The sequence below is a fragment of the Vibrio zhugei genome (assembly GCF_003716875.1).
In the GTDB taxonomy this organism is placed as follows: Bacteria; Pseudomonadota; Gammaproteobacteria; order Enterobacterales; family Vibrionaceae; genus Vibrio; species Vibrio zhugei.
Genome location: NZ_CP033077.1, coordinates 933,242 through 953,165 on the forward strand (window position 1 = coordinate 933,242; position 19,924 = coordinate 953,165).

The window sequence follows — 19,924 nt, forward strand, 5'->3', positions numbered from 1 at the left end:
TATTTTAGAAAATAGTGGCTTTTGTCAGTAAATGACCAGTTATGGTTATGTTGTGAGCAGTTTGCTTTGGGCGCTAGAGCGTCAATCGTCGCGCCGCCACGCGCTGGGGGTTGGGTGATTGGCTAATCATCCTGCTCGATGGTGTAGGTTGGGTCGTAAAAGCGGGGGCAATTTGGCGGCGCTTTCGAGATATCCGCTGTGAGAGTTCTGTGGCATGATGGATGGTATGTATCGCAAAGGGCTATAAAAAGGAGACAACATGAGTCGGATTGGATTTCTTGGTTTGGGGATTATGGGTAAAGCCATGGCGCTAAACTTAGTTAACGCGGGATTTGAGGTCACGGTGTGGAATCGCAATCGTCAAAAATGCGAGGAGTTAGTTGCGCATGGTGCGACCTTCGGGGACTCGCCGAAAGCTGTGGCACAAGCCTGTGATATTACGTTTGCGATGGTGGCGGATCCGGAGGCGGCGTTGGCCATTTGTCAGGGGCCGAACGGAGTTGCCGCGGGCATAGGCGCTGGCCGTGGTTATGTCGATATGTCGACCGTTGATGATAAGACATCCGGTACGATTGCGGATTTGATTCATCACGCTGGCGGACGATTTTTAGAGGCGCCGGTATCGGGGACGAAGAAACCCGCAGAAGACGGTACTTTAGTGATTTTAGCCGCTGGTGATGAGTCATTATATCAAGAGGCGCTGCCCGCATTGAACGTTATGGGCAAAATGGCGCCGTATTTAGGTGGCGTTGGTCAAGGCGCGAATATGAAGTTGGTTGTGAATATGATCATGGGCGGTATGCTCAATATTTTCAGCGAGGGGATGGCATTAGGGCAAAAGTCCGGCTTAGAGGGACAAGCGATTTTAGACGTTCTCGCGGCAGGCGCAATGGCCAATCCGATGTTCAATATCAAGGGGAAAATGTGCTTAGAAGAGAACTATGACACCAGTTTTCCGTTGAAACACATGCAAAAAGATCTGCGTTTAGCGCTCGCCCTTGGCGATAGACTTGAGCAACCACTACCGACGGCTGCGGCAACCAATGAAGCCTTCAAACAAGCGAAAAAATCGGGCTATGCAGAGGAAGATATTGCGGCTGCCCACAAGGTCAATCGATAAGACCTCGTCACGTTAAGCGTCAGGAATAACTCAGTCAGAGATGCGGCATGGTTTGCCAACGCAAACTGTACATCCGGCATTCGGCGGTTAAGGCTCTAATGGCTGGGTTATGTTCACTGGCTCGGTTCATCAAAAGATATATCCCATGGGATTCTGCGATGTCGTCGGCAAGTGGATAGAAAGATAATCCAATTTGTTCGGAGACTTCGGACATGCGAGAGGGCAACAGAGCCGCGTAGTTTCCTGCCTTTAACGCAAAGCTCAAGCCAAAGATACTGGAAAATTCTGAGTGAATGCGGATTTGTCCATCGAGTTTTACCATGACTTTATCGAAGGTTTCTCGTAAACCAAACCCCTGAGTCAGCGTCATAAACGTTTGGGTTTTCAAATACGAAGTAGTGATCGGCAAATCGTGTTGAGCCGGTTGTGGACTACTTTTGGCAATGGTATAGCTTAACTTATCATCAAACAGTTTCAGCGCGGTGTGCTGAGAACTTTCTTCCAAGCGTTGATCGCCATAAATCATCACGACGTCGAGATCGGAGCGTTTGAGCTGCTCAATCAGGTCGCAGTTTGAGCCGGAATGAAATTCTAACTCAACATCTGGTCGGCGCTGTTTATACGCAGAGAGCAAATGCGGCACCAAATCAATGGTCAATGAATTAACCGAACCAATGCGTAGCCGCTTGGGTTCCATCCCTGCTGAAATTTGCGTGTTATCAATCGCGCGCGAGAGATCGCTTAATGCCGGTAACGCGTGCTCATATAAAATATGCGCCGATTGCAACGGCACTAAGCTTCTGCCTCGTTTTTCAAACAGGATACACTCCAAATCTTCTTCAAGCCCATGAATCGAACGATATACCGACAGGGTATTGACGTTGAGTGCATCCGCCACATGGTTCATATTTTGATGTTCCATATAACTTATAAACACTTCTAAGCGCTTAATCGTGGTAGGTAGGCGTCGATGCATAGTTCCTCGGTAGTCTGGATGATGGGGATTAACCATATCTTCGCACTAACGCCTCTAGGTTAGAAAGGTTTTCGTTATCAAGTGCGATCGATATCGTGTCTGGCATGCTGGCTTTACACAATCCGGTAAGAACGCTGCCAGGGCTTATTTCTATTGCCAGAGTGACGCCGCGTTCTTTTAACATGGCAACGGTTTCCCACCAATGGACCTGTCGAGCCATATTATGGATCAAGTCGTCGTGAATACGAGCGGGTGGGTAGAGAACGCGTGCCGCATTCGCACTCACATAAGTCGTTGTCGGGCGGTCGAAAGGAATGGCGGTAAACGCGTCGGCAAATTGCTCCGCTTGTTCGGCGAGCAGTGCACAGTGTGACGGCACATTGACGTTGAGCCGATGGGCACGAGTGGCTTGTTTTTGTAGCGCGAGGGCACACAAATACTCCAACGCCAGATTATTGCCAGAAACCACGATTTGAGTTGGCGTATTGATATTGGCAATGTAAGTCACGTGGTTGGCTTGCGCAGCTTGCTCGATAAGCTCCTGCACCGTCGTCAGTGACAAGCCAATGATAGCCGCCATTGAATACCCTTCTGGATAGGCATTGGCCATCAATTCTCCGCGCTGCGCGACAAGCGATAAGCCGTGTTCATAGCGAAGACAGCGTGCGCTGATCGCTGCAGGAAACGCGCCAATGGATAACCCCAGAACATAGTCGGGTTCAATGGCGTGTGCTCGCAATATTTCCGCGTACGCATAACTGCAAATCGTCAGTGCCAATTGGGTATTACGATTGTTGCTCAGTGCTTCTCGGGTATCCAGCGCAAGCACATCTTCGTGTAAATGGTCATTGGCTCGCTCAACCAATTCGCGCCCAACCTCAAAAGCCATGAGTGAATGGAGCATTCCTGCTTTCTGAGTACCTTGACCAGGAAAGGTGAATAACGTCGTCATAAAGGGTTCCTTAGTGATTGAGGGCTTGCCAAGGGGTATCGGTTAGATAAGGACCGCCATGACTTTTGATCATAACGCGCTTCGCGGTTAGCCATTCATTCAGCGCAAATGCTCCGTAAGGGGTTTCTATTTGCACATCACAACGCTGTGGTAACCGTCCAATACTTTCGGCGATCTGCTGACACCGCTCACGCTCAATGGGCCGCTGGCAGCGTAAGCGTAAATCAATATCGCTGGCGGCATGGGCGGTGGGAATACCAGTGGCGAGTTCAAACGCCAAACTGCCGTTAATTCCCCATGATTGGTTGGCTGACTGCATAATATGGCAGAGAGCCTCTAGCGTTTGCCAATGAGGTAAAGGGTGACGCAGTGCCTGTGTGTGCCAACCTTGCTGCGCCACGATGTCTTCGGGGGTCAACTGTCGAATGACGGCCTTCGATGACACATAACAGGCGTGACGTTCATGGCGTTGTTGACCGCGAATGCCGACCGCAATGCGGTCGGATTCAGAAGGCGCTCGTCTCACCACTACCGGGCGGACGTCGAGATCCGCGAGAGAAAACCACGCTGGCAAGGCACTACTGTCGGCGACGTCGGTGACCCATAATAGATCGTGTGGTGCGTAATCGAGATCCATGGTGGCCTCTTAAAGTAGAAAGTACATAAAGATAGGCATTGTGATGGCGAAGAGGATTGTGGAGAGCAAGAGTGTACCCTCTGAATCTTCGTCCTGAACGCCAAAGCCGTTACCAAACATCACCCCAAAGAAGCCGGTTGCCAGTGCGATAAGAAAAACCGACGCGGCAAGCAGGGTCGCGGGCAAGCCAAAGGTGATGGCAATGCCATAAGCAATGACAGGTTGAACGACGTTTTTCAAAACAAAGCCGGTCAATACCGCACGATTGATGTTGAGGCGACGCGCCGAAACAATCAGCCCGGTTAAGAATAGTGCACCGCCGCCAGCCGCTGCTGCGAGAGGGCTTAACGCATGAGTAAGCAGTGCAGGCATGGTTGTACCAAAACAAGAGAATATGGTCCCGATGATTGGCCATAACACGATGGGATTTTTGAACGCTTTGATCAATAACGGCATGATCAGCGATCCCATTGAGGCGTGTTTAAATTCGGGTTTGGTTTCTTTTTCCAATACCATTAAGGTTAGTGGCGAGAGGAAAATCGATCCACAAGCGATAGAAATGGCAACGTTCAGGGCGATGTCGCTGGTGGAGGCACCTTGAATGGTTTCGCTAAGAATCGGTACACCGAGGGCCGCGTAATTAGGTAAGGAGATGGTGAGCGCATAAATCGCAGCTTGGGCGGGCTTTTTGTTAAAATAACGGCGAGCGATGAAGTAAGTCGCTGCCCACAATAACCACATCGCGAGAACCAGAATGGCAATCAGCGGCAGTTTACTGATAAATCCTGCCACAGGGGTGTGCCATGTTGCAGTAAATAACGCGGTGGGGAGTGCAAAGCGCATGACAAACACGTTGAGCACAGAGACATTTTTATTGTCGGCTATTTTTCGATAGCCACAAAAATATCCGAGCCCGAGGACAACAAAAATGGGTGCAATAGCATTTATTATAGCGTGAAACATAAATAATATACCTCAAAATGGCGTTATAACCCTTTGTATTGAGGGCTATAACGCGTTAGATAAGCGTTACCACTCTTGCGCCATCAACTGACGAACCTGAAGGGAGGCTTGGCGGTTAGCACTGTGTAAGCGGCCGGATAAATCGCGCTCTGTATCGCTGGCAATATCGTTCAATGCTGCGATTAAAGCGGCGTCGATTTGCGCAACGTCTTGGGGTGTCGGCGTCTCGGCGTTGTCAACGGCGACTTTTTTCCACAATAAACCCAGCGTACTGTAGCTCTGAATGTCGTAGGCCATCGGAGGGATGGTGGCGGCGAGTTTCTCGAGCTCCGCGACTGAACGTAAGGTAATCCGTGCTGCGGAAGCTTTACCCATGGCGTGGACCATACAGCCCTCATCTTCTAAGGCAATTAAGCGATTCGCTTGATAACCGTGCGCTAAAAATCCGCCCGACATGGCTTTTCCGACAATCAGACCGATCACGGGGTGGCCGGCATTGCGTGCCGTCGCATAGGCGTTTGCCGCGGCGGCGAGGGCTTGATGAATGCCGTAGGCTTCTTCGCGACGACCATAGGCTTGTGAAGGAACATCAATCACGGCCACAATGGCGGTTTTATTATCGCTATGCGCGTCTTTGGCGACGATGTCACGGATTGCTTTCGCCAGATTCCAGCCTTCTAACAGGCCGACTTCCCCCTGACGAGCCCGCGGAAATGGGTTGTTTTCATCAGGCACTACGGCGATAAAGCGCGCGTTATATTGGCCTATGGTGCCATCGGTGACTTTGACGGAAGGAGCAAAGCCGCTTACGTTGTGACCATGAGTTGTTAAGGCGGTTAGCCAGGTTAGACCACGATGTTTCATTTGGATTCTCCTTGAGCGAAGTAGTGACGAACCAGATCCGGGGTAGCTTGCTGCGCAGTATCCATTTGGTTAAAGACGGACAAGAAGCGGTCCACCTGTTCGCAGCGCACGGAGGTCGGTAACGCTTGGTGAATAATATTCGAAATATCAGACCGAATTTGCTGAGCATTGTCTTCGGAGAACACATCCGCAAAGCGAGCGGCAAAGCGTGCCTCTCCACCCGTGAATGACCAAATAAATGGACGATTGCGAGAGTCGTATTCTTCAATGCCCGCTTCTTGTTCAATGACTTGTGGGCCATTCAGACCAAGACGCGCTTCTTGCGTGACAAGGAGGTTGCTGCATAATCCTGCGGCAATCGACATACCCCCAAAGCAGCCCACGGAACCGGCCACCACACCAATCACCGGCACGTACTGACGCAGTGCAACGATGCCAGCATGGATATCGGCAATCGCCGCGAGACCCAAGTTGGCCTCTTGTAAGCGCACTCCACCGGTTTCTAATAACAAGACGACTTGGGTCGGGTTGCCTGCTTTGGCATCTTGCAAGGCCAACTCCAAAGCCGCCGCCATTTTGGCACCGGAGATTTCGCCTATTGCGCCGCCCTGAAAGGTGCCATCAATGCCGACGACGACACTTGGCTTGCCATCAATCGTACCTTTGGCGACCACACAGCCATCATCGGTCTGTGGCACAATGCCTTGTGGAACCAGCCAAGGTGAGAAAGAGTGATGTTGGTTGCCCATGATTTCTCGACATGTTCCTGCATCCAACAGGAATTTAGCGCGTTCCCGAGCACTCATTTCAATGAAAGAAATGGTGCCAAGTGGGTTTGCTGTTGCGGGTGCAGGCGCATGGGTAATTTGCTCTAGGGCTTGCACCAGTCGTAAACCGATGACGCCTGGCGTGGCGCCAAAATCGTTAATCGTTATTTGCATCGCGGGGGCGTTCTCAGCGAACTGACGCTGAAATATGGCGTCCCATAAGGGTTGACGGTTGTCCACCGACGTAATTAATGCAATTTCGATACGGTGCTTATCTGTGGGTTCAAGTAGGATTTCTAGATCCCCTGAACCGACGTTCCCGACTCGCACCATCGTATCGATTGAAGAGTGCGCTGCGTAGGAAAAGGTTAGTTGTTCCATGGTTGGAACCTCCCAGTTATTTGGATTGTGCTGGGTGAGTCACCCAGTCGACAAATAAGGTGGCCGCAAGCAAGTCTGCGGCGCCACCCGGTGATGCGTGTAACGCGATCATGTCGCGGTCGAGTTGTTGCAATCGCGCCATGCCTTGTGATGTGCTCACGCCACCTTGCGCAAGAATGTCACGGCTGCATTGCTGCAAGTGCATTTGACCGGCCAGTCCGGCACGGTGTAACACGCAGGTGTCGGTCAAGTGGGCAGTGAGTGACAACAGCGCATTGAGCTGCGCTTCTGTTTCACTATGGCCGAGCCGACGGCTATGCTGCAAAGTAGGCAGAGCATGGCGCGTAATGGCAGGAAAGCCGAGCTGGGCTTGCTGCTTGGCACCATTGACTTGGTAGTGATTGCTTGCACGCTGCCCTTTGCTAAAGGTGACAGGCGCATGGCGATCCTCAATCTGTGCTAACTGCCCCGCGAGCTGGCAAATATGGGTCGCAGATTGGCACGCCTTGCCTGTCATGGTTGTGGCGGTGCTTAACAGCCCTAGCGCCCAAATAGCACCGCGATGCGTATTGACCCCATGGGTTTCTGCCAGCATGCAAGCTTCTGCTTCGCGGCCAATGCGGCCAATGGTTTCTCGCAACCATTGCGACACAGGTTGACCGTCGCCCGCCGCCGCCATTTCAGTAAAATAGGGCGTGAGGCAAGAGGCAGAGCGAATCATAAGCGCCAAATCTAAGTCATCATGAGAACCGTTATTTTGAGCATCGACTAGCCCAGGTTTTGGCGTTAAGCGAGCTTCGGCAATTAAGGCAGCTTGTGCATACTCACCGATGTATTGCTGTGCCGAATGACGGTTGCTATGGCTCTGATTACTTTGCATAGGATCACCAGCTACGGAATTTGGCGGGTGGCTCGTATAAGCCATCGGACCATTTCACAAGGTCTGCCACACTTTTCGCGGCGAGTAATGAGCGATTGGCATCACTGCGTTTGATGCCCAAATCTTCCGGTGTTGCGACTTTGCCCGCGTCACGGAATGCTTTGATTTGTGCTTGTGTTACTCGTTGCCCAAAGGGTGAGACACCAGCGACTGCGCAAATCAAGGCTTTACGCTCTTCCATGTCTTTCGCCATATAGAGGTAAGCAATGCCTTCTTCGGTTAAAAGGTGGGTCACGTCATCGCCATAAATCATGACAGGGGCGGTCGCCATGCCTGCTTTTTTGGCGACGTCGACGGCATCCAACTGGTCGACAAAGGTGGAGGTCGCCCCGTCTTGATACGTCTCGACGCTTTGCACGACCAATTTGCGACCTTTAACAATGTCGTGTTGTTTTTCTTCATCGGTAATCATGTTAAGCCACGCATCACTGGCGTGACGACGGCCACGTGGATCGTGTCCCATGTTTGGTGCGCCGCCAAAGCCGGCCAAGCGGCCATGTGTGACGGTGGATGAATTACCTTCCGGATCCATTTGCAGGGTTGAGCCAATGAACATGTCGGCGGCGTATTGCCCAGCCAGTTGACACATCGTGCGGTTTGAGCGCATCGAGCCATCGGGTCCGGTGAAGAACACATCCGAACGTTCTGCCGCGTATTTTTCCATACCCAGTTCGCCACCGAAGGAATGAACGGTTTCGACCCAACCAGACTCAATGGCAGGAATGAGGGTGGGGTGAGGATTCAATGTCCAGTGTTTGCAGATTTTGCCCTTGAGTCCCAACTGTTCACCGTAGGTGGGCAATAACAACTCGATGGCGGCGGTATTAAAGCCAATCCCATGATTTAACGTTTGTACGCCGTGTTTGGCATAAATGCCTTTAATCGCCATCATCGCCATTAAAATATGGGTGTCTTTAATCAGGCGTGGGTCACGAGTAAAGAGTGGCTCGATATAGAACGCTTGGTCCGCTTGGACAACGAAATCGACCCAGTCACCGGGAATGTCGACGCGATCTAACTCCTCGGTCTGGGTGACGATTTCGTTCACCTGAGCGATGACCAATCCGTCTTTGAATGCTGGCGCTTCGACCAGTGCTGGCGTGTCTTCAGTGGAGGCGCCAGTATAGAGATTGCCGTACTGGTCGGCTTTGAAGCCGCACACTAAAGCAACGTTGGGAATGAGGTCAGCGTAGAGGCGGGCGTATAATTCAATGTACGTGTGGATAGCGCCAATTTCTAATAAGCCATCTTCCAGCATTTGTGCCACACGCACACTTTGTGGGCCAGCAAAGGCAAAATCGAGTTTACTGGCGATGCCTTTTTCAAAAATATTCATGTGCGATGGCAAGCTGACGCTTGGCATAATCATATGCAGATCATGAACGCTTTCCGGATTCACCTTCTCGAGCATGCGTGCTAAGAAATCCGCTTGTTTTTGGTTATTGCCTTCGAGGACAACCCGATCGTTAGGTTTGATCAAATGCTCCAACGCTTCAACGATGTGCGCCGTTGGGAGAACCTTGCCATCGGCCAGATGAGCAACGCTGGCAACGCGTGCCTGTTTCTCAGCTCGTTTGGTGGTCCATTGTTTTCTCGACATAAGACACCTTCTTGGTATGAGGGATATAACGCTACGTGGAGTAGCTCCGTGAAACCATCATACGAGGATGAGATCGTTATAAAATGAGCATAAATGAGGGTTCTATATACAAAAAGTGATAATGTTTTTTATGAACCAAGACAAGGAGATGGGGGGCTGGTTGGTCGATTTGTCTGCGCGGATGGCGCCAGAGATGTGGTATTTCAGAGAAGTCGAAGGCCTAATCGGACGAGGTTTAGGCCTTCAGAATACACCGCGAGAGTTGCCGTGTTGGTGGCGGTTGACTTAAGGGCGTGATTTGACCTTTAAGCGGTTTCTATTATCACGATTGGCAATGACTTGTTGCTGATCGTCGATGTCCCCTAAGGTTTTCGCGAGCCTATCGTAAAGCACAACATTGGCGGTTGCCGCGAGGTTCATGCATCCGTTGGTGGGAACGTACACAACGTGATCCGCTTGGTCCACCACTTGTTGTGGTAAGGAGCCATCTTCAGGGCCAAACACATAAATGGCGTGCTGCGGGTGGACAAACTCTGGTAATGAGGTGGCGCCAACGGCTAACTCAACACAGACAATTTTGACATCGTCACTGAGATTGTCCGTCAGATTGTCGCTATTAACCAACTCAATCCGCGATTTTACCTTCTTCGTATCCGTTTGTAGTTTTACTGCACGGTTATAACGTACGCCGTTATAACGCACTTGGGTGGCGTCGTAACAGCCAGCTGCCCGCATGACAGCCCCAACATTGGCGGGACTTTTCGGGTTATATAGGCCGATAATGACCGTGGACTCTGTTGTCATTGTGGTTCTTCTTCTGTTCTATTTGAAAATGGAGCCTGAGATCCGCTCACATACCCGCAGATTATTGATCGAACCCGCGCGAAGTGCTACGACTGAATGAGCCTCGTTGTGATAATGACGGAGCATGAGAGACGTCGAAAGCTGGCGGTACGGTGAGGATACGGCTTGATTCATGAGGGGCGTGACCCATGTATCGCTACTTTTTTTCGTGCCAATTCTCAAGGTATATCGATCTAATTATTCGTTTTTTATGAAAATTTATGAAAAAGAGTGATGCAGACCTAACCCTAGAACATCGCGTGACAAAAGTCGTGTTCCATCCGGAGTTTACAATGTTAATCTATTGATCTTATTTTGATTTTTTCATCTATTGTTGTGGATATCGATCATGACTGAGGTTTCAACTCTGGGGGCGTTGGTTGCCCTGATTATTGCGATTGGTTTGATTTTAAAACATGTCCCGCCCGCCTATGGCATGATCATTGGGGCGTTAGTTGGCGGTGTGGTTGGCGGCGTGTCACTCACGGATACCGTGCAACTGATGATTGGCGGAGCGCAAGGCATCGTCACCTCAGTGTTGCGCATTCTTGCCGCTGGGGTGTTAGCCGGCGTGCTGATTGAATCGGGCGCCGCGACAGCGATTGCTGAAACCATCGTCAAAAAGACGGGGGAAACGCGGGCGCTGTTTGCCTTGGCGTTAGCGACGATGATTCTTACTGCGGTTGGGGTGTTTGTGGATGTGTCGGTGATCACCGTCGCGCCGATTGCCTTAGCCATTGGTCATCGTGCAAAGCTTTCCAAAACAGCGATTTTGCTGGCCATGATTGGGGGCGGTAAAGCGGGGAATGTCATGTCGCCGAACCCTAACGCGATCGCCGCGGCTGATGCTTTCCATGTCCCATTAACCTCGGTCATGGCGGCCGGGGTGATTCCGGGGTTATGTGGTGTGGTAATGGCGTATTATATTGCCAAGCGTCTTGTTAATACAGGCAGTCCAGTTCAGCAACATGAAGTGGTCGCCGTCGACTATTCGACGTTGCCGTCGTTCGTAGCGGCCATGGTAGCACCGGTTGTGGCGATCGCATTATTGGCCCTGCGACCGATTGCCAACATCAATGTTGATCCCCTCATTGCGCTGCCGTTGGGAGGCATGATCGGAGCGATGGCGATGGGGCGCTTTAAACGGCTCAATCAGTTTGCTGTCTCGGGGTTAAATCGAATGGCGCCTGTCGCGATTATGTTATTAGGCACTGGGACATTGGCTGGCATCATTGCCCATTCGCGCTTCAAAGAGGGCTTGATTGACGTATTAACCGTCTCTGGATTGCCGTCGTATTTACTGGCGCCTTTTTCTGGTGCGCTTATGTCGCTTGCTACCGCGTCGACGACTGCGGGCACTGCGGTTGCATCGAATGTATTTAGTCACACGATTTTAGATCTTGGTGTGCCTGCGTTGGCGGGCGCGGCAATGATTCACTCCGGTGCGACAGTTTTGGATCATATGCCCCATGGCAGCTTCTTTCATTCCACCGGAGGCTCGGTTCATATGAACATTCGAGAACGGTTAACACTGCTCCCTTATGAGTCAGCGGTTGGTCTCACGATCGCCTCGGTGTCTGTGCTCATTTTTGGTGTGTTTGGATGGTTTGTCTAATCCTGAGGAGAAAACATGAAGATTGTCATTGCCCCAGATTCTTATAAAGAAAGTCTTACAGCCTTGGGTGTGGCTGAGGCGATAGAGTCAGGGTTTAAACAGATTTTTCCCGATGCGAGCTACATTAAATTGCCGATGGCAGATGGCGGAGAAGGCACGGTGCAATCACTGGTTGATGCGACAGGTGGACACATCATTCACTGCTATGTCACCGGCCCGCTTGGCACACCGGTCGAGGCTTTTTACGGCGTGTTGGGTGATGGGCACACAGCCGTGATAGAAATGGCATCAGCTTCCGGTTTACAGCATGTGCCGATGGCGCAGCGGGACCCGCGGATCACCACCACTTATGGCACTGGAGAGCTGATTACAGCCGTTTTAGATCGTGGTATTCAACATATCATCATTGGTATTGGGGGCAGTGCGACCAATGATGGTGGAGCCGGGATGGCACAGGCGTTGGGGATTAACATGCGCGATCACCACGGCAAAGAGATCGCCCATGGAGGCGGGGCGTTACATACGCTGGCGCAGATTGACATGTCGGGACTGGATGCGCGTTTGGCGACAACGCATATCGAAGTGGCGTGTGATGTGGACAATCCATTATGTGGGCCGAGGGGCGCTTCCCAAGTCTTTGGTCCGCAAAAAGGGGCGACACCCGACATGGTCAAACAGCTTGATGATAACTTGGCGCATTTTGCTAAGGTGATGCAGCGTGATTTGGGACAAGATGTAAAAGACCTTGCGGGTGCTGGCGCGGCCGGGGGCTTAGGCGCCGCGTTACTTGGCTTGTTACAGGCCACTTTGAAGCCGGGCATTGATATCGTCATGGAGGCTGTAGATTTGGCGACTCATGTCGCTGACGCTGATTTGGTGATTACCGGCGAAGGGCGCATAGACAGTCAAACTATCTATGGAAAGACGCCCGCAGGCGTCGCTCGGGTCGCGCAAGCGCATCATTGCCCGGTGATTGGTATCGCGGGCAGTCTTTCGTCAGACTGTGGTGTGGTGCATGATTACGGCATTGACGCGGTATTCTCGGTGGTCAATGGTGCGGTGGATCTTGCCACGGCACTGAGTCACGCTTCGCAAAATATCACGCTCACTGCACGTAATATCGCGGCGTTATATCGCTTACCACGTTAAGTTCGTGCTGCAAAAAAGCCCGCTGGAGCGTTTGCTCCTAGCGGGCTTTTTAATCACACCATCTCGAGGGTTAGCGACGTTTGGCTTCGCGCTTTTGCAGTTCGAATTCAAACTCGTCAGGGTATAGGATAATGCCTTCCCCTTCTTGATCTGGGAACACAATGATCGAGAGTTCATCGTCTTCTAAACCGGTCGTCCAACGACTTTTCCATTTTGCCACTGAAATCGGTTCCGGTGTAAAACCTTCCCAGTCATCGGTCGCCCATTGCGCCGCATAATCGTGGCTTGGCCAGACTGGAACGCAGTCTTCGTCTTCGGCCGAGAGCAATACGCTGCCGTGTTCATCGATCAACAACCAAATTTTATGATCGGTCGCGACCGCTTTAAAAAACAGATTCATTCGTTCCGTCGGATCTTTGGGAAGTTGGTCTAACGCGATTGTTGTGGTCATGCACAGCCCTTGCTTATTTGTGGAAACATTCCTAGCTAGTATAACGGTAGAGTCGGTGATCTCGAAAGCAGTTTGTCACAAACCGCAGCTATCGCGATGGCCGTGACACTCATGATACTGAGTATGAGGGACAGAGGGCAATCGGGTTTTTGTGGTTTACCTGATGAACGTGAGTGTTAAGATGAAATCATTATTGACAACGTAATGAGCGTGAAAAGGAGCTTATGATGTCGCAACACAGTCATTTCTATGAACCGCAGCATGGACATGGTTTAGCCCATGACCCGTTTAAAGCCATCATCGCCCCACGGCCCATTGGTTGGATTTCATCGCGGTCGGCACAAGGGGTGGATAATCTAGCGCCCTACAGTTTTTTCAATGCATTTGCCAATACGCCTCCGATCATTGGGTTCGCGAGTGCTGGCTGGAAAGACAGCGTGCGCAACATCCAAGAGACGGGTGAGTTTTGTTGGAATATGACCACGAGATCTTTGGCGGAGAAAATGAATCAAAGCTGCGCTCCAGTGCCATCGGAGGTCTCGGAATTTGAGCATAGTGGTTTAACGCCGGTGGCGTCGAAATTAGTCAACGTGGCGCGAGTCGCTGAAGCTCCCGTTTCCTTTGAATGCAAACTCACCCAATTAATCCAATTGCAATCGGCCAGTGCCGATGCGCTCGACAACTGGTTGGTTCTCGGTGAAGTCGTGGGCGTGCATATCGACAATCGCTTCCTCGAAGAAGGCGTCTTCCAAACCGTTAAAGCCCAGCCCGTCATGCGTGCTGGTGGGCCTTCGACGTACTTTGGCATCAGCGAGTCAACCGAGTTTCATCTGTTCCGTCCTCAGTATCCTCTTGATTAAAAAATCCTGTATACTGAGTGTCAAGACACGGAAGCGGGCTTTCATGGAAGTGAAAGCCCGCTGTCTTAATGGACGGATAAAATAAAGGACATCAATAAGAATAGGCACGAACAACGAGTCGACTCGTATTCAAGTAGAGGAGTATCAGATGCTGCGATTTTTTAGAATCGAGCAGGGCGTGATTACCGCAATGCCAACCGATGAGTACAGCGATTTACGTGAATTTGTCGCTCAAGCCGAGTGGATTGATGCACATGACCCCACCGACGAAGAACGGTACTTAATCAGCTCGTTATGGAGTATGGAGCTCCCTGAGTCGAACGATGTGGATGAAATTGAAACCTCAGCACGATGTTTCATTGACCAATCTGGTATTCACGTCCACTCGTTATTTTTATCGCCATCTGAGGGGCGGCATAACTCGGTAACGGTGGCGTGTATTTTGCAAAAAAAGCGCTTAATCACGATTCGCGATGGTGATGTCGCCGATTTTCGCTTATTACGTTTGCGCGCTCGCCGCGGTCAGATTTATTGCAACGATGTGGATAGTTTGCTGGTGACCTTGTTTGAGCAAAAAGTCGAGAACCATGCCGACCTTTTAGAAGACATTCATCGCCAGTTAGAGAAAGTCAGTCATGATGTGCTTGAGCGCGATGATGCGGATCTCGAGGATAGCATTAGTCAACTGGCACGCTTAGAAGACAGCAATGGTAAAATTCGCTTATGTTTGATGGATACTCAGCGCACCATTTCTTTCTTATTACGGAATTTAAAATCGCGTAATGAGCACCGTGAGACGTTTACCGAAGTGGGTCATGATATTGAAGCGCTCATGTCTCATACCACGTTTTTGTTCGATAAAATCAACTTTTTGATGGACTCGACTCAAGGTTTTATCAATATTGAACAAAACCAGATCATCAAAATATTCTCGATTGCTTCGGTGGTCTTTTTACCGCCGACAGTGATTGCCAGTATTTACGGGATGAACTTTCAGTTCATGCCGGAATTAACTTGGAAAGGCGGATATCCGTTTGCACTCGGTTTGATGCTGGCCTCGGGGTTTGCCCCGTATTGGTATTTCAAACGCAAAGGTTGGTTATAGCCAGACGCGATAAAAATAAACAGGGCGAGTTCATCACGAACTCGCCCTGTTGTGTATTGGGCCGATGCGTTTAGGCTTCAGCCGTGTGTTTAGCGGTTGCGGGTTTATATAAGCTGGCAGAGACAAATATCACGCTATTGGCGATCAGCCCGATAAATCCACCGTTCCAATCAAATGGGCTATGGCCGAACAGTTGGAAATACAAGGTCAATCCTGAGCCGATAATCAACCCAGAAACGGCGGCGGGTGTTGTGGCTTTTTTCCACCAGAGCGCGCCGACCAACATGGGGAAAAGCTGGACAATAATCCCATACGCAGCCAAAAGTAGCGCGGCTAAGGTGGGAATTTTTGCCATGGCTAAGGCGTAGGCGAGAAGCGATACCACAATGACCCCAATGCGTGTCAGTCGCAGCATTTGCTTTTCATTCATCTGTTTAAACATGGGCATTGGATAGAGAATATCTCTGGAGAAAATCGAGGCACTGGTGTGTGCCAAGTTGGAGGCGGTTGACATTGCGGCTGCCAATGCTCCTGACAAGACGATACCGATGACCCAGTCGGAGAACCCGACACGATGGATGACCAGTTCCAACAAAACATCATCGGCTTTGGCTAGCGGCTCTCCTTGAAACACTAAGACTCCGGTAAAGCCAATGAATATCAGTGGAATCATAATCAGCCCGTATAGCGGATAAAACACAAACACGCGTTTTAAGGTTTTCCCGCTCTCGGCTGTATAGAATTTCATGAAGATATGCGGCCACATCACAATACCCAGTGAGCTGACTAAAATCGCGGTGGTGTACGCACCCCAGCCCATCCCCGTCGCGCCCGGCATGGTGAGATACTCGGGCGCTTTCTCTTTAATTTGCTCAAACATGTTACTCACGCCACCAAAGAAATGCTCTGGCGTGGCTAAACCGAGATACCAAGCGATGCCGACCATCATGATGCCTTGCAGTAAGTTGGTCCAACCAATACCACTTAGGCCACTGACAAACACATAAATCGCGACCACGGCGGTAGCAATCAGGGCACCGAGCCAAAAGGGAATGGCGCCATCCGTTGCGCTTTGAAAGAGCATGCCAGCTCCGGCAATTTGTACGGTTAAATAGGGGATCATCGCCGCTAAGCTAATGATGCCAATAAATACCCCCAAAACCTTATTGGGGTATCGCGCGGTAAAAAACTCGGCTTGGGTCAGCAACCCTTTTTGCCGCCCCGAATTGGCTATTTTCGGCCCCATAAGCCACCAGACGACCACCCCTAAAGTGAGGTAAGCGACGATATACAGTACCGGCATGCCTTTGCTGTAGGCCCAACCGGGCGTGCCTAAAAACGCCGATGCCGAAAAACACTCCGCGCCAAAAATAAAAAATAGCACGATGAAGCCGACACTGCGGCCGCCTGCAACGTAGTTTTCCAATGTGGATTTTTGACCGCGTTTTGCGGATAACCCCACACATAGAATAACAATCATATAGATCACGGTGATGCCTGTGATCACCAAAGATGAGTGGCTCATGCGTCATCCTCCTTTTCGTCTTCCATTTGATAGCAGATGACCAACCCGACAAACGTCACCAGTAGCCATACGAAGTACCAAAATAGATAAAAAGGTAAGCCAATGATCATTGGCTCGATGTGATTCGCGAGCGTTGCGCCCGGCCAAATCATCGCGAGCGCACAGATTAAGAAGTACACCATCATTACGGGGTGCATAGGATATTTACGGTTCTTCATGGGTCCCTCCATTAGAATGAACTGTTTTTTGCGCCTTAATGACGCGTTAAATTAACGTTCAAGTGCGTTCAATGCGGTCACCGTTAACAGTTTTGCGCCAGTTGGAATGACGTCGTCATTGAAGTCAAAATGAGGACTATGCAGCGGTTCGTCCTCATCGTGTCGGGCACTGCCTAAGAAAATGTAAGCGCCCGGTACTTGGTTGAGCATGTAGGAAAAATCTTCTCCGCCAAATGTGGGGGGTGTTTCGGTATCGAGCGTGCCGTCTGCGAAGTTGGCTTCAATCGTCTCGCGAACAAATTGAGCACAGGCGGGGGTGTTGATTGTGGCTGGAATAATGCATTGGTAATCGACGCTGATGTCGGCGCCATAGGTCGCAGCGACGCCCGCACAGATGCGCTTGATTGCGGCTTCCATTTGATCTTGAATGCCAGGTTTAAACGTTCTGACGGTGCCAATGATTTCTGCGGTATCAGGAATCACATTAAAGGCATTCATATCCCCTGATTGAATGGCGCATAGGCTGAGAACCGCTTGATCCAGAGGGGCAATTTCACGACCAATGATGGTGTGCAAAGTGGTGATTAAGTCGGCACTGATACGGACGGGATCGATCGTGAGGTGCGGCGTTGCCCCGCCATGCCCGCCTAGTCCTCGAATGGAAATGGCAAGGCGATCTCCGGCTGCCATGGCCGGCCCATCTAATACTGCGATCTTACCGGCGGCCAGATACGGCCAATTATGTAATCCATAGATTTCGTCCATCGGGAAACGCGTAAATAGGCCATCTTTGACCATGCGATCGCCGCCGCCACGGCCTTCTTCGGCCGGTTGGAAAATCAGGTAAATCGTGCCCGAGAAATCGCGATGCTGCGCCAAATATTGTGCAACGCCAACCAATATCGTGGTATGGCCGTCGTGCCCGCATGCGTGCATGCACCCGGCAACATTGGACGCATAATCATGGGTATTTTTTTCTTGCAACGGAAGGGCATCCATATCGGCACGTAAGCCAATACGTCGACCATTATCTTGCTGCTGACCTGTGATGGTTGCAACAATGCCCGTTTCGCCTAGGTTATCGATGTAGGGAATGCCTAACTGCGTCAGTATGGTTTTAACTTTTTCTGAGGTTTTGAATTCTTCAAACCCGAGCTCAGGGTGTTGATGAATCTCACGACGTAATTGCACTAATGACGCGTGGTGTTCGGTAAAAAAACTCTCCATAGCTTACTTCCTTGTCATGCTGGTTATCGCTTAAGACCGAATACTGAGTGGTATTATGTCAACGATTTCAGTGTTACATTCCTCAAGGTATAAGGAAAATATCAAATAGGTGTAACACCGATAACAATTCGGTATGGATGAGAAAAGAGCATGGAAATTCGCCAGATTCGTTATTTTATTGCTGTCGCTCGTGAGCTCTCGCTCTCAGCGGCTGCGCGAAAAATTCATATCGCGCAACCGGCGCTAACCCGCCAAATTAAAGCCTTAGAAGCGTCCGTTGGTGTGCAGTTACTGGAAAGAACCGCGCGCGGCGTCGCCTTAACCGCCGCTGGTAAAGTGTTTCTGAAAGAGGCGAGTAAGGTGTTGGCGGATCTTGAGGACGCCAAAAATAAAGCGGTATGCACCGAGCAGGGGATGCTAGGAGAATTACGCGTCGGGACAACCATTATGTTGTTGTGGGTTGAAGAGCTTAGTTCGCTGCTGAAAGCCTTTCGAGAGCGTTATCCCCATGTCATGCTCAAACTCAATACGCTGTTGTCAGGGCCACAAATGGTCGCGCTGCGCGATGATCATATTGATTTGGGCGTCGTGATTTTCCCGCCCGATGATCCCCAGTTCGAACGTTTAACCCTTTATCGGGATCATCTCGTCTTTGTTGTCCCTGATTGTTCGCCCATTCTTAGCGATCCACCGCGTGTCTTGAGGCAGTTGTGTGACTATGATTTTGTGTGGTTTGATAAAGAGAACAGTCCGAACTATCACGAACAATTAGCGCAATACTTTGATCAGTGTGGGTTTACCCCCAAAATTGTGGAAACGGGCAATGACAGCATGACCATGCTGGCGATTGTCGCCTCTGGTGTCGGTTGCACGATCGTGCCTCGTTCCACGGTGTCTGAATCCATGGCTGGCGTGTGCATACTCGAACTTGATGACTTGCAAACCCTACCATTGGATTTGAACCTCGTTTGGAAAAAAGACACGCGAAACCCCATGCTCGACAATATGATTCAACTGGCGAAAAGCCTCGAGACGACAGCCAAAAACTAGCGCTTATAGCGATGCAACAGTTCCCACGGAATGGGGCATAAGTGATGGTTTTCTGGGTAGCGGCTTAAATGATGTTGGTGTTCTTCGTCGCTCGCCACAAAGTTGGTCAGCGGGAGCACTTCCAGTGCGATTTGCGCGGCGTCAGCACGAGAGGCGAAGTAGCGACGAGCACGTGTCAGATGCTCGGCCTGTTCGCTGTAAATGCCAGTACGGTATTTTTCTCCTCGGTCGGGCCCTTGCTGATTGATGCTGTAGGGATCGATGATCTCGAACAGGTGTTCAATCAGTGCTTCAACGCACAGAGTGTGGGGATCAAAGGTGACGCGCACCGCCTCGGCATAGCCATCATACGGGCCCTGCGTCGTATTGGTTGTGCCATTTGCGCGGCCTGCTTCGGTACTGAGCACGCCAGGGATGTATTGGATGAATTCTTGCACGCCCCATAAGCAGCCGCCTGCGAGTACGATCTCTTCCATTGTCTTTTCCATTATGCATAGTGCTGTGCAAGGATGCACACAGCTTATCAATTCACGCAATCCTATCACACAATGTCAACACGATGGCGCTCACACGATAGCGCTCACACGATAGCAGGTGACAAGCCAAGATGAATACACTGGTGGTCAGAAAGAATTGTCTGCCTTATTTTGTCTATTTACTTTGATTATCAAATAATCTAGT

Annotated in this window: 21 protein-coding genes; 7 read left to right on the forward strand and 14 right to left on the reverse strand. The window is 50.6% G+C overall.

Translation table 11 applies throughout. The features are described from left to right. The first annotated feature begins 259 nt into the window (after nt 1–259). Complete coding sequence (locus EAE30_RS04240; RefSeq protein WP_123014820.1) at nt 260–1,120, forward strand: NAD(P)-dependent oxidoreductase; 861 nt, start codon at nt 260–262, stop codon at nt 1,118–1,120. A 34-nt stretch (nt 1,121–1,154) separates the two neighbouring features. Here the strand turns inward: EAE30_RS04240 and EAE30_RS04245 are convergent, their stop codons facing one another. The 8 genes from EAE30_RS04245 to mdcA form a co-directional block, all read right to left on the reverse strand. After that, nucleotides 1,155–2,096, reverse strand: coding sequence for a LysR family transcriptional regulator (locus EAE30_RS04245; protein ID WP_164711787.1), 942 nt, complete (start codon nt 2,094–2,096; stop codon nt 1,155–1,157). A 28-nt stretch (nt 2,097–2,124) separates the two neighbouring features. Then, nucleotides 2,125–3,048 carry an ACP S-malonyltransferase gene (locus tag EAE30_RS04250; RefSeq protein ID WP_123014822.1) on the reverse strand — a complete coding sequence of 308 codons (924 nt, stop codon included), beginning with the start codon at nt 3,046–3,048 and terminating at the stop codon, nt 2,125–2,127. Between the two features lie 10 nt (nt 3,049–3,058). After that, nucleotides 3,059–3,685, reverse strand: coding sequence for a malonate decarboxylase holo-ACP synthase (locus tag EAE30_RS04255; protein WP_123014823.1), 627 nt, complete (start codon nt 3,683–3,685; stop codon nt 3,059–3,061). 9 nt (nt 3,686–3,694) lie between these two features. Beyond that, nucleotides 3,695–4,648 (reverse strand): AEC family transporter, encoded by a 954-nt coding sequence (locus EAE30_RS04260; RefSeq protein WP_123014824.1) that lies wholly within the window; start codon nt 4,646–4,648, stop codon nt 3,695–3,697. Nucleotides 4,649–4,714: 66 nt separating this feature from the next. Beyond that, on the reverse strand, nt 4,715–5,512 hold the full coding sequence (mdcE, locus tag EAE30_RS04265) for a biotin-independent malonate decarboxylase subunit gamma (RefSeq protein ID WP_123014825.1): 798 nt from the start codon (nt 5,510–5,512) through the stop codon (nt 4,715–4,717). Continuing rightward, nucleotides 5,509–6,660 carry a biotin-independent malonate decarboxylase subunit beta gene (locus EAE30_RS04270; RefSeq protein WP_123014826.1) on the reverse strand — a complete coding sequence of 384 codons (1,152 nt, stop codon included), beginning with the start codon at nt 6,658–6,660 and terminating at the stop codon, nt 5,509–5,511. Before EAE30_RS04270 ends, mdcE begins: the two co-directional genes overlap by 4 nt. Nucleotides 6,661–6,676: 16 nt before the next feature. Next, on the reverse strand, nt 6,677–7,540 hold the full coding sequence (locus EAE30_RS04275; RefSeq protein WP_123014827.1) for a triphosphoribosyl-dephospho-CoA synthase: 864 nt from the start codon (nt 7,538–7,540) through the stop codon (nt 6,677–6,679). A gap of 4 nt (nt 7,541–7,544) precedes the next feature. After that, entirely contained in the window at nt 7,545–9,200 is a 1,656-nt protein-coding gene (gene mdcA / locus EAE30_RS04280) for a malonate decarboxylase subunit alpha (protein WP_123014828.1), read from the reverse strand. A gap of 130 nt (nt 9,201–9,330) precedes the next feature. On the opposite strand from mdcA, the gene EAE30_RS18735 reads away from it, so the two are divergent. Continuing rightward, nucleotides 9,331–9,489 (forward strand): hypothetical protein, encoded by a 159-nt coding sequence (locus EAE30_RS18735; RefSeq protein ID WP_164711788.1) that lies wholly within the window; start codon nt 9,331–9,333, stop codon nt 9,487–9,489. Here EAE30_RS18735 and EAE30_RS04285 read toward each other — a convergent pair. After that, nucleotides 9,486–10,004: an RNA methyltransferase gene (locus tag EAE30_RS04285; RefSeq protein WP_123014829.1), complete on the reverse strand. Its 519-nt coding sequence runs from the start codon at nt 10,002–10,004 to the stop codon at nt 9,486–9,488. The genes EAE30_RS18735 and EAE30_RS04285 overlap by 4 nt on opposite strands. 388 nt (nt 10,005–10,392) lie before the next feature. Here EAE30_RS04285 and EAE30_RS04290 point away from each other — a divergent pair, with 388 nt between their 5' ends. Both EAE30_RS04290 and EAE30_RS04295 read left to right on the forward strand, forming a co-directional pair. Continuing rightward, nucleotides 10,393–11,658, forward strand: a complete 1,266-nt coding sequence (locus tag EAE30_RS04290) for a GntP family permease (RefSeq protein WP_123014830.1) — start codon at nt 10,393–10,395, stop codon at nt 11,656–11,658. A gap of 15 nt (nt 11,659–11,673) precedes the next feature. After that, nucleotides 11,674–12,807 carry a glycerate kinase gene (locus EAE30_RS04295; protein ID WP_123014831.1) on the forward strand — a complete coding sequence of 378 codons (1,134 nt, stop codon included), beginning with the start codon at nt 11,674–11,676 and terminating at the stop codon, nt 12,805–12,807. Nucleotides 12,808–12,877: 70 nt separating this feature from the next. Here the strand turns inward: EAE30_RS04295 and EAE30_RS04300 are convergent, their stop codons facing one another. Beyond that, entirely contained in the window at nt 12,878–13,207 is a 330-nt protein-coding gene (locus EAE30_RS04300; RefSeq protein ID WP_241967612.1) for a DUF2750 domain-containing protein, read from the reverse strand. Between the two features lie 275 nt (nt 13,208–13,482). Here EAE30_RS04300 and EAE30_RS04305 point away from each other — a divergent pair, with 275 nt between their 5' ends. Together EAE30_RS04305 and corA are read left to right on the forward strand one after the other, a co-directional pair. Continuing rightward, nucleotides 13,483–14,118 carry a flavin reductase family protein gene (locus tag EAE30_RS04305; RefSeq protein WP_199287009.1) on the forward strand — a complete coding sequence of 212 codons (636 nt, stop codon included), beginning with the start codon at nt 13,483–13,485 and terminating at the stop codon, nt 14,116–14,118. Nucleotides 14,119–14,266: 148 nt separating this feature from the next. Continuing rightward, a complete protein-coding gene (gene corA, locus EAE30_RS04310) occupies nt 14,267–15,223 on the forward strand; it encodes a magnesium/cobalt transporter CorA (protein ID WP_123014834.1) in 957 nt (318 codons plus the stop codon). A 70-nt stretch (nt 15,224–15,293) separates the two neighbouring features. Here the strand turns inward: corA and EAE30_RS04315 are convergent, their stop codons facing one another. From EAE30_RS04315 to EAE30_RS04325, 3 genes are read right to left on the reverse strand one after another with little or no spacing between them, the layout of a single operon-like run. Next, nucleotides 15,294–16,748 carry a sodium:solute symporter family protein gene (locus EAE30_RS04315; RefSeq protein WP_123014835.1) on the reverse strand — a complete coding sequence of 485 codons (1,455 nt, stop codon included), beginning with the start codon at nt 16,746–16,748 and terminating at the stop codon, nt 15,294–15,296. Next, on the reverse strand, nt 16,745–16,966 hold the full coding sequence (locus tag EAE30_RS04320; protein WP_199287010.1) for a DUF3311 domain-containing protein: 222 nt from the start codon (nt 16,964–16,966) through the stop codon (nt 16,745–16,747). Before EAE30_RS04320 ends, EAE30_RS04315 begins: the two co-directional genes overlap by 4 nt. Nucleotides 16,967–17,017: 51 nt before the next feature. Continuing rightward, a complete protein-coding gene (locus EAE30_RS04325; RefSeq protein ID WP_123014836.1) occupies nt 17,018–18,193 on the reverse strand; it encodes a M20 aminoacylase family protein in 1,176 nt (391 codons plus the stop codon). Between the two features lie 150 nt (nt 18,194–18,343). Here EAE30_RS04325 and EAE30_RS04330 point away from each other — a divergent pair, with 150 nt between their 5' ends. Then, on the forward strand, nt 18,344–19,243 hold the full coding sequence (locus tag EAE30_RS04330) for a LysR family transcriptional regulator (RefSeq protein WP_123014837.1): 900 nt from the start codon (nt 18,344–18,346) through the stop codon (nt 19,241–19,243). On the opposite strand, the gene EAE30_RS04335 is transcribed toward EAE30_RS04330, so the two are convergent. After that, complete coding sequence (locus tag EAE30_RS04335) at nt 19,240–19,719, reverse strand: peptide-methionine (S)-S-oxide reductase (RefSeq protein WP_123014838.1); 480 nt, start codon at nt 19,717–19,719, stop codon at nt 19,240–19,242. The two genes, EAE30_RS04330 and EAE30_RS04335, sit on opposite strands and share 4 nt — an antisense overlap. Between the last annotated feature and the right edge of the window lie 205 nt (nt 19,720–19,924).

Coding starts and splice junctions, on each gene's coding strand:
- EAE30_RS04290 (WP_123014830.1), top strand. CDS start 10,393: ATGACTGAGGTTTCAACTCTGGGGGCGTTGGTTGCCCTGATTATTGCG.
- EAE30_RS04245 (WP_164711787.1), bottom strand. CDS start 2,096: ATGCATCGACGCCTACCTACCACGATTAAGCGCTTAGAAGTGTTTATA.
- EAE30_RS04275 (WP_123014827.1), bottom strand. CDS start 7,540: ATGCAAAGTAATCAGAGCCATAGCAACCGTCATTCGGCACAGCAATAC.
- EAE30_RS04270 (WP_123014826.1), bottom strand. CDS start 6,660: ATGGAACAACTAACCTTTTCCTACGCAGCGCACTCTTCAATCGATACG.
- EAE30_RS04320 (WP_199287010.1), bottom strand. CDS start 16,966: ATGAAGAACCGTAAATATCCTATGCACCCCGTAATGATGGTGTACTTC.
- EAE30_RS04330 (WP_123014837.1), top strand. CDS start 18,344: ATGGAAATTCGCCAGATTCGTTATTTTATTGCTGTCGCTCGTGAGCTC.
- EAE30_RS04285 (WP_123014829.1), bottom strand. CDS start 10,004: ATGACAACAGAGTCCACGGTCATTATCGGCCTATATAACCCGAAAAGT.
- EAE30_RS04305 (WP_199287009.1), top strand. CDS start 13,483: ATGATGTCGCAACACAGTCATTTCTATGAACCGCAGCATGGACATGGT.
- EAE30_RS04255 (WP_123014823.1), bottom strand. CDS start 3,685: ATGGATCTCGATTACGCACCACACGATCTATTATGGGTCACCGACGTC.
- EAE30_RS04260 (WP_123014824.1), bottom strand. CDS start 4,648: ATGTTTCACGCTATAATAAATGCTATTGCACCCATTTTTGTTGTCCTC.
- EAE30_RS04240 (WP_123014820.1), top strand. CDS start 260: ATGAGTCGGATTGGATTTCTTGGTTTGGGGATTATGGGTAAAGCCATG.
- corA (WP_123014834.1), top strand. CDS start 14,267: ATGCTGCGATTTTTTAGAATCGAGCAGGGCGTGATTACCGCAATGCCA.
- EAE30_RS04250 (WP_123014822.1), bottom strand. CDS start 3,048: ATGACGACGTTATTCACCTTTCCTGGTCAAGGTACTCAGAAAGCAGGA.
- EAE30_RS04295 (WP_123014831.1), top strand. CDS start 11,674: ATGAAGATTGTCATTGCCCCAGATTCTTATAAAGAAAGTCTTACAGCC.
- EAE30_RS04300 (WP_241967612.1), bottom strand. CDS start 13,207: ATGAATCTGTTTTTTAAAGCGGTCGCGACCGATCATAAAATTTGGTTG.
- mdcA (WP_123014828.1), bottom strand. CDS start 9,200: ATGTCGAGAAAACAATGGACCACCAAACGAGCTGAGAAACAGGCACGC.
- EAE30_RS04335 (WP_123014838.1), bottom strand. CDS start 19,719: ATGGAAGAGATCGTACTCGCAGGCGGCTGCTTATGGGGCGTGCAAGAA.
- EAE30_RS18735 (WP_164711788.1), top strand. CDS start 9,331: ATGAACCAAGACAAGGAGATGGGGGGCTGGTTGGTCGATTTGTCTGCG.
- EAE30_RS04325 (WP_123014836.1), bottom strand. CDS start 18,193: ATGGAGAGTTTTTTTACCGAACACCACGCGTCATTAGTGCAATTACGT.
- EAE30_RS04315 (WP_123014835.1), bottom strand. CDS start 16,748: ATGAGCCACTCATCTTTGGTGATCACAGGCATCACCGTGATCTATATG.
- mdcE (WP_123014825.1), bottom strand. CDS start 5,512: ATGAAACATCGTGGTCTAACCTGGCTAACCGCCTTAACAACTCATGGT.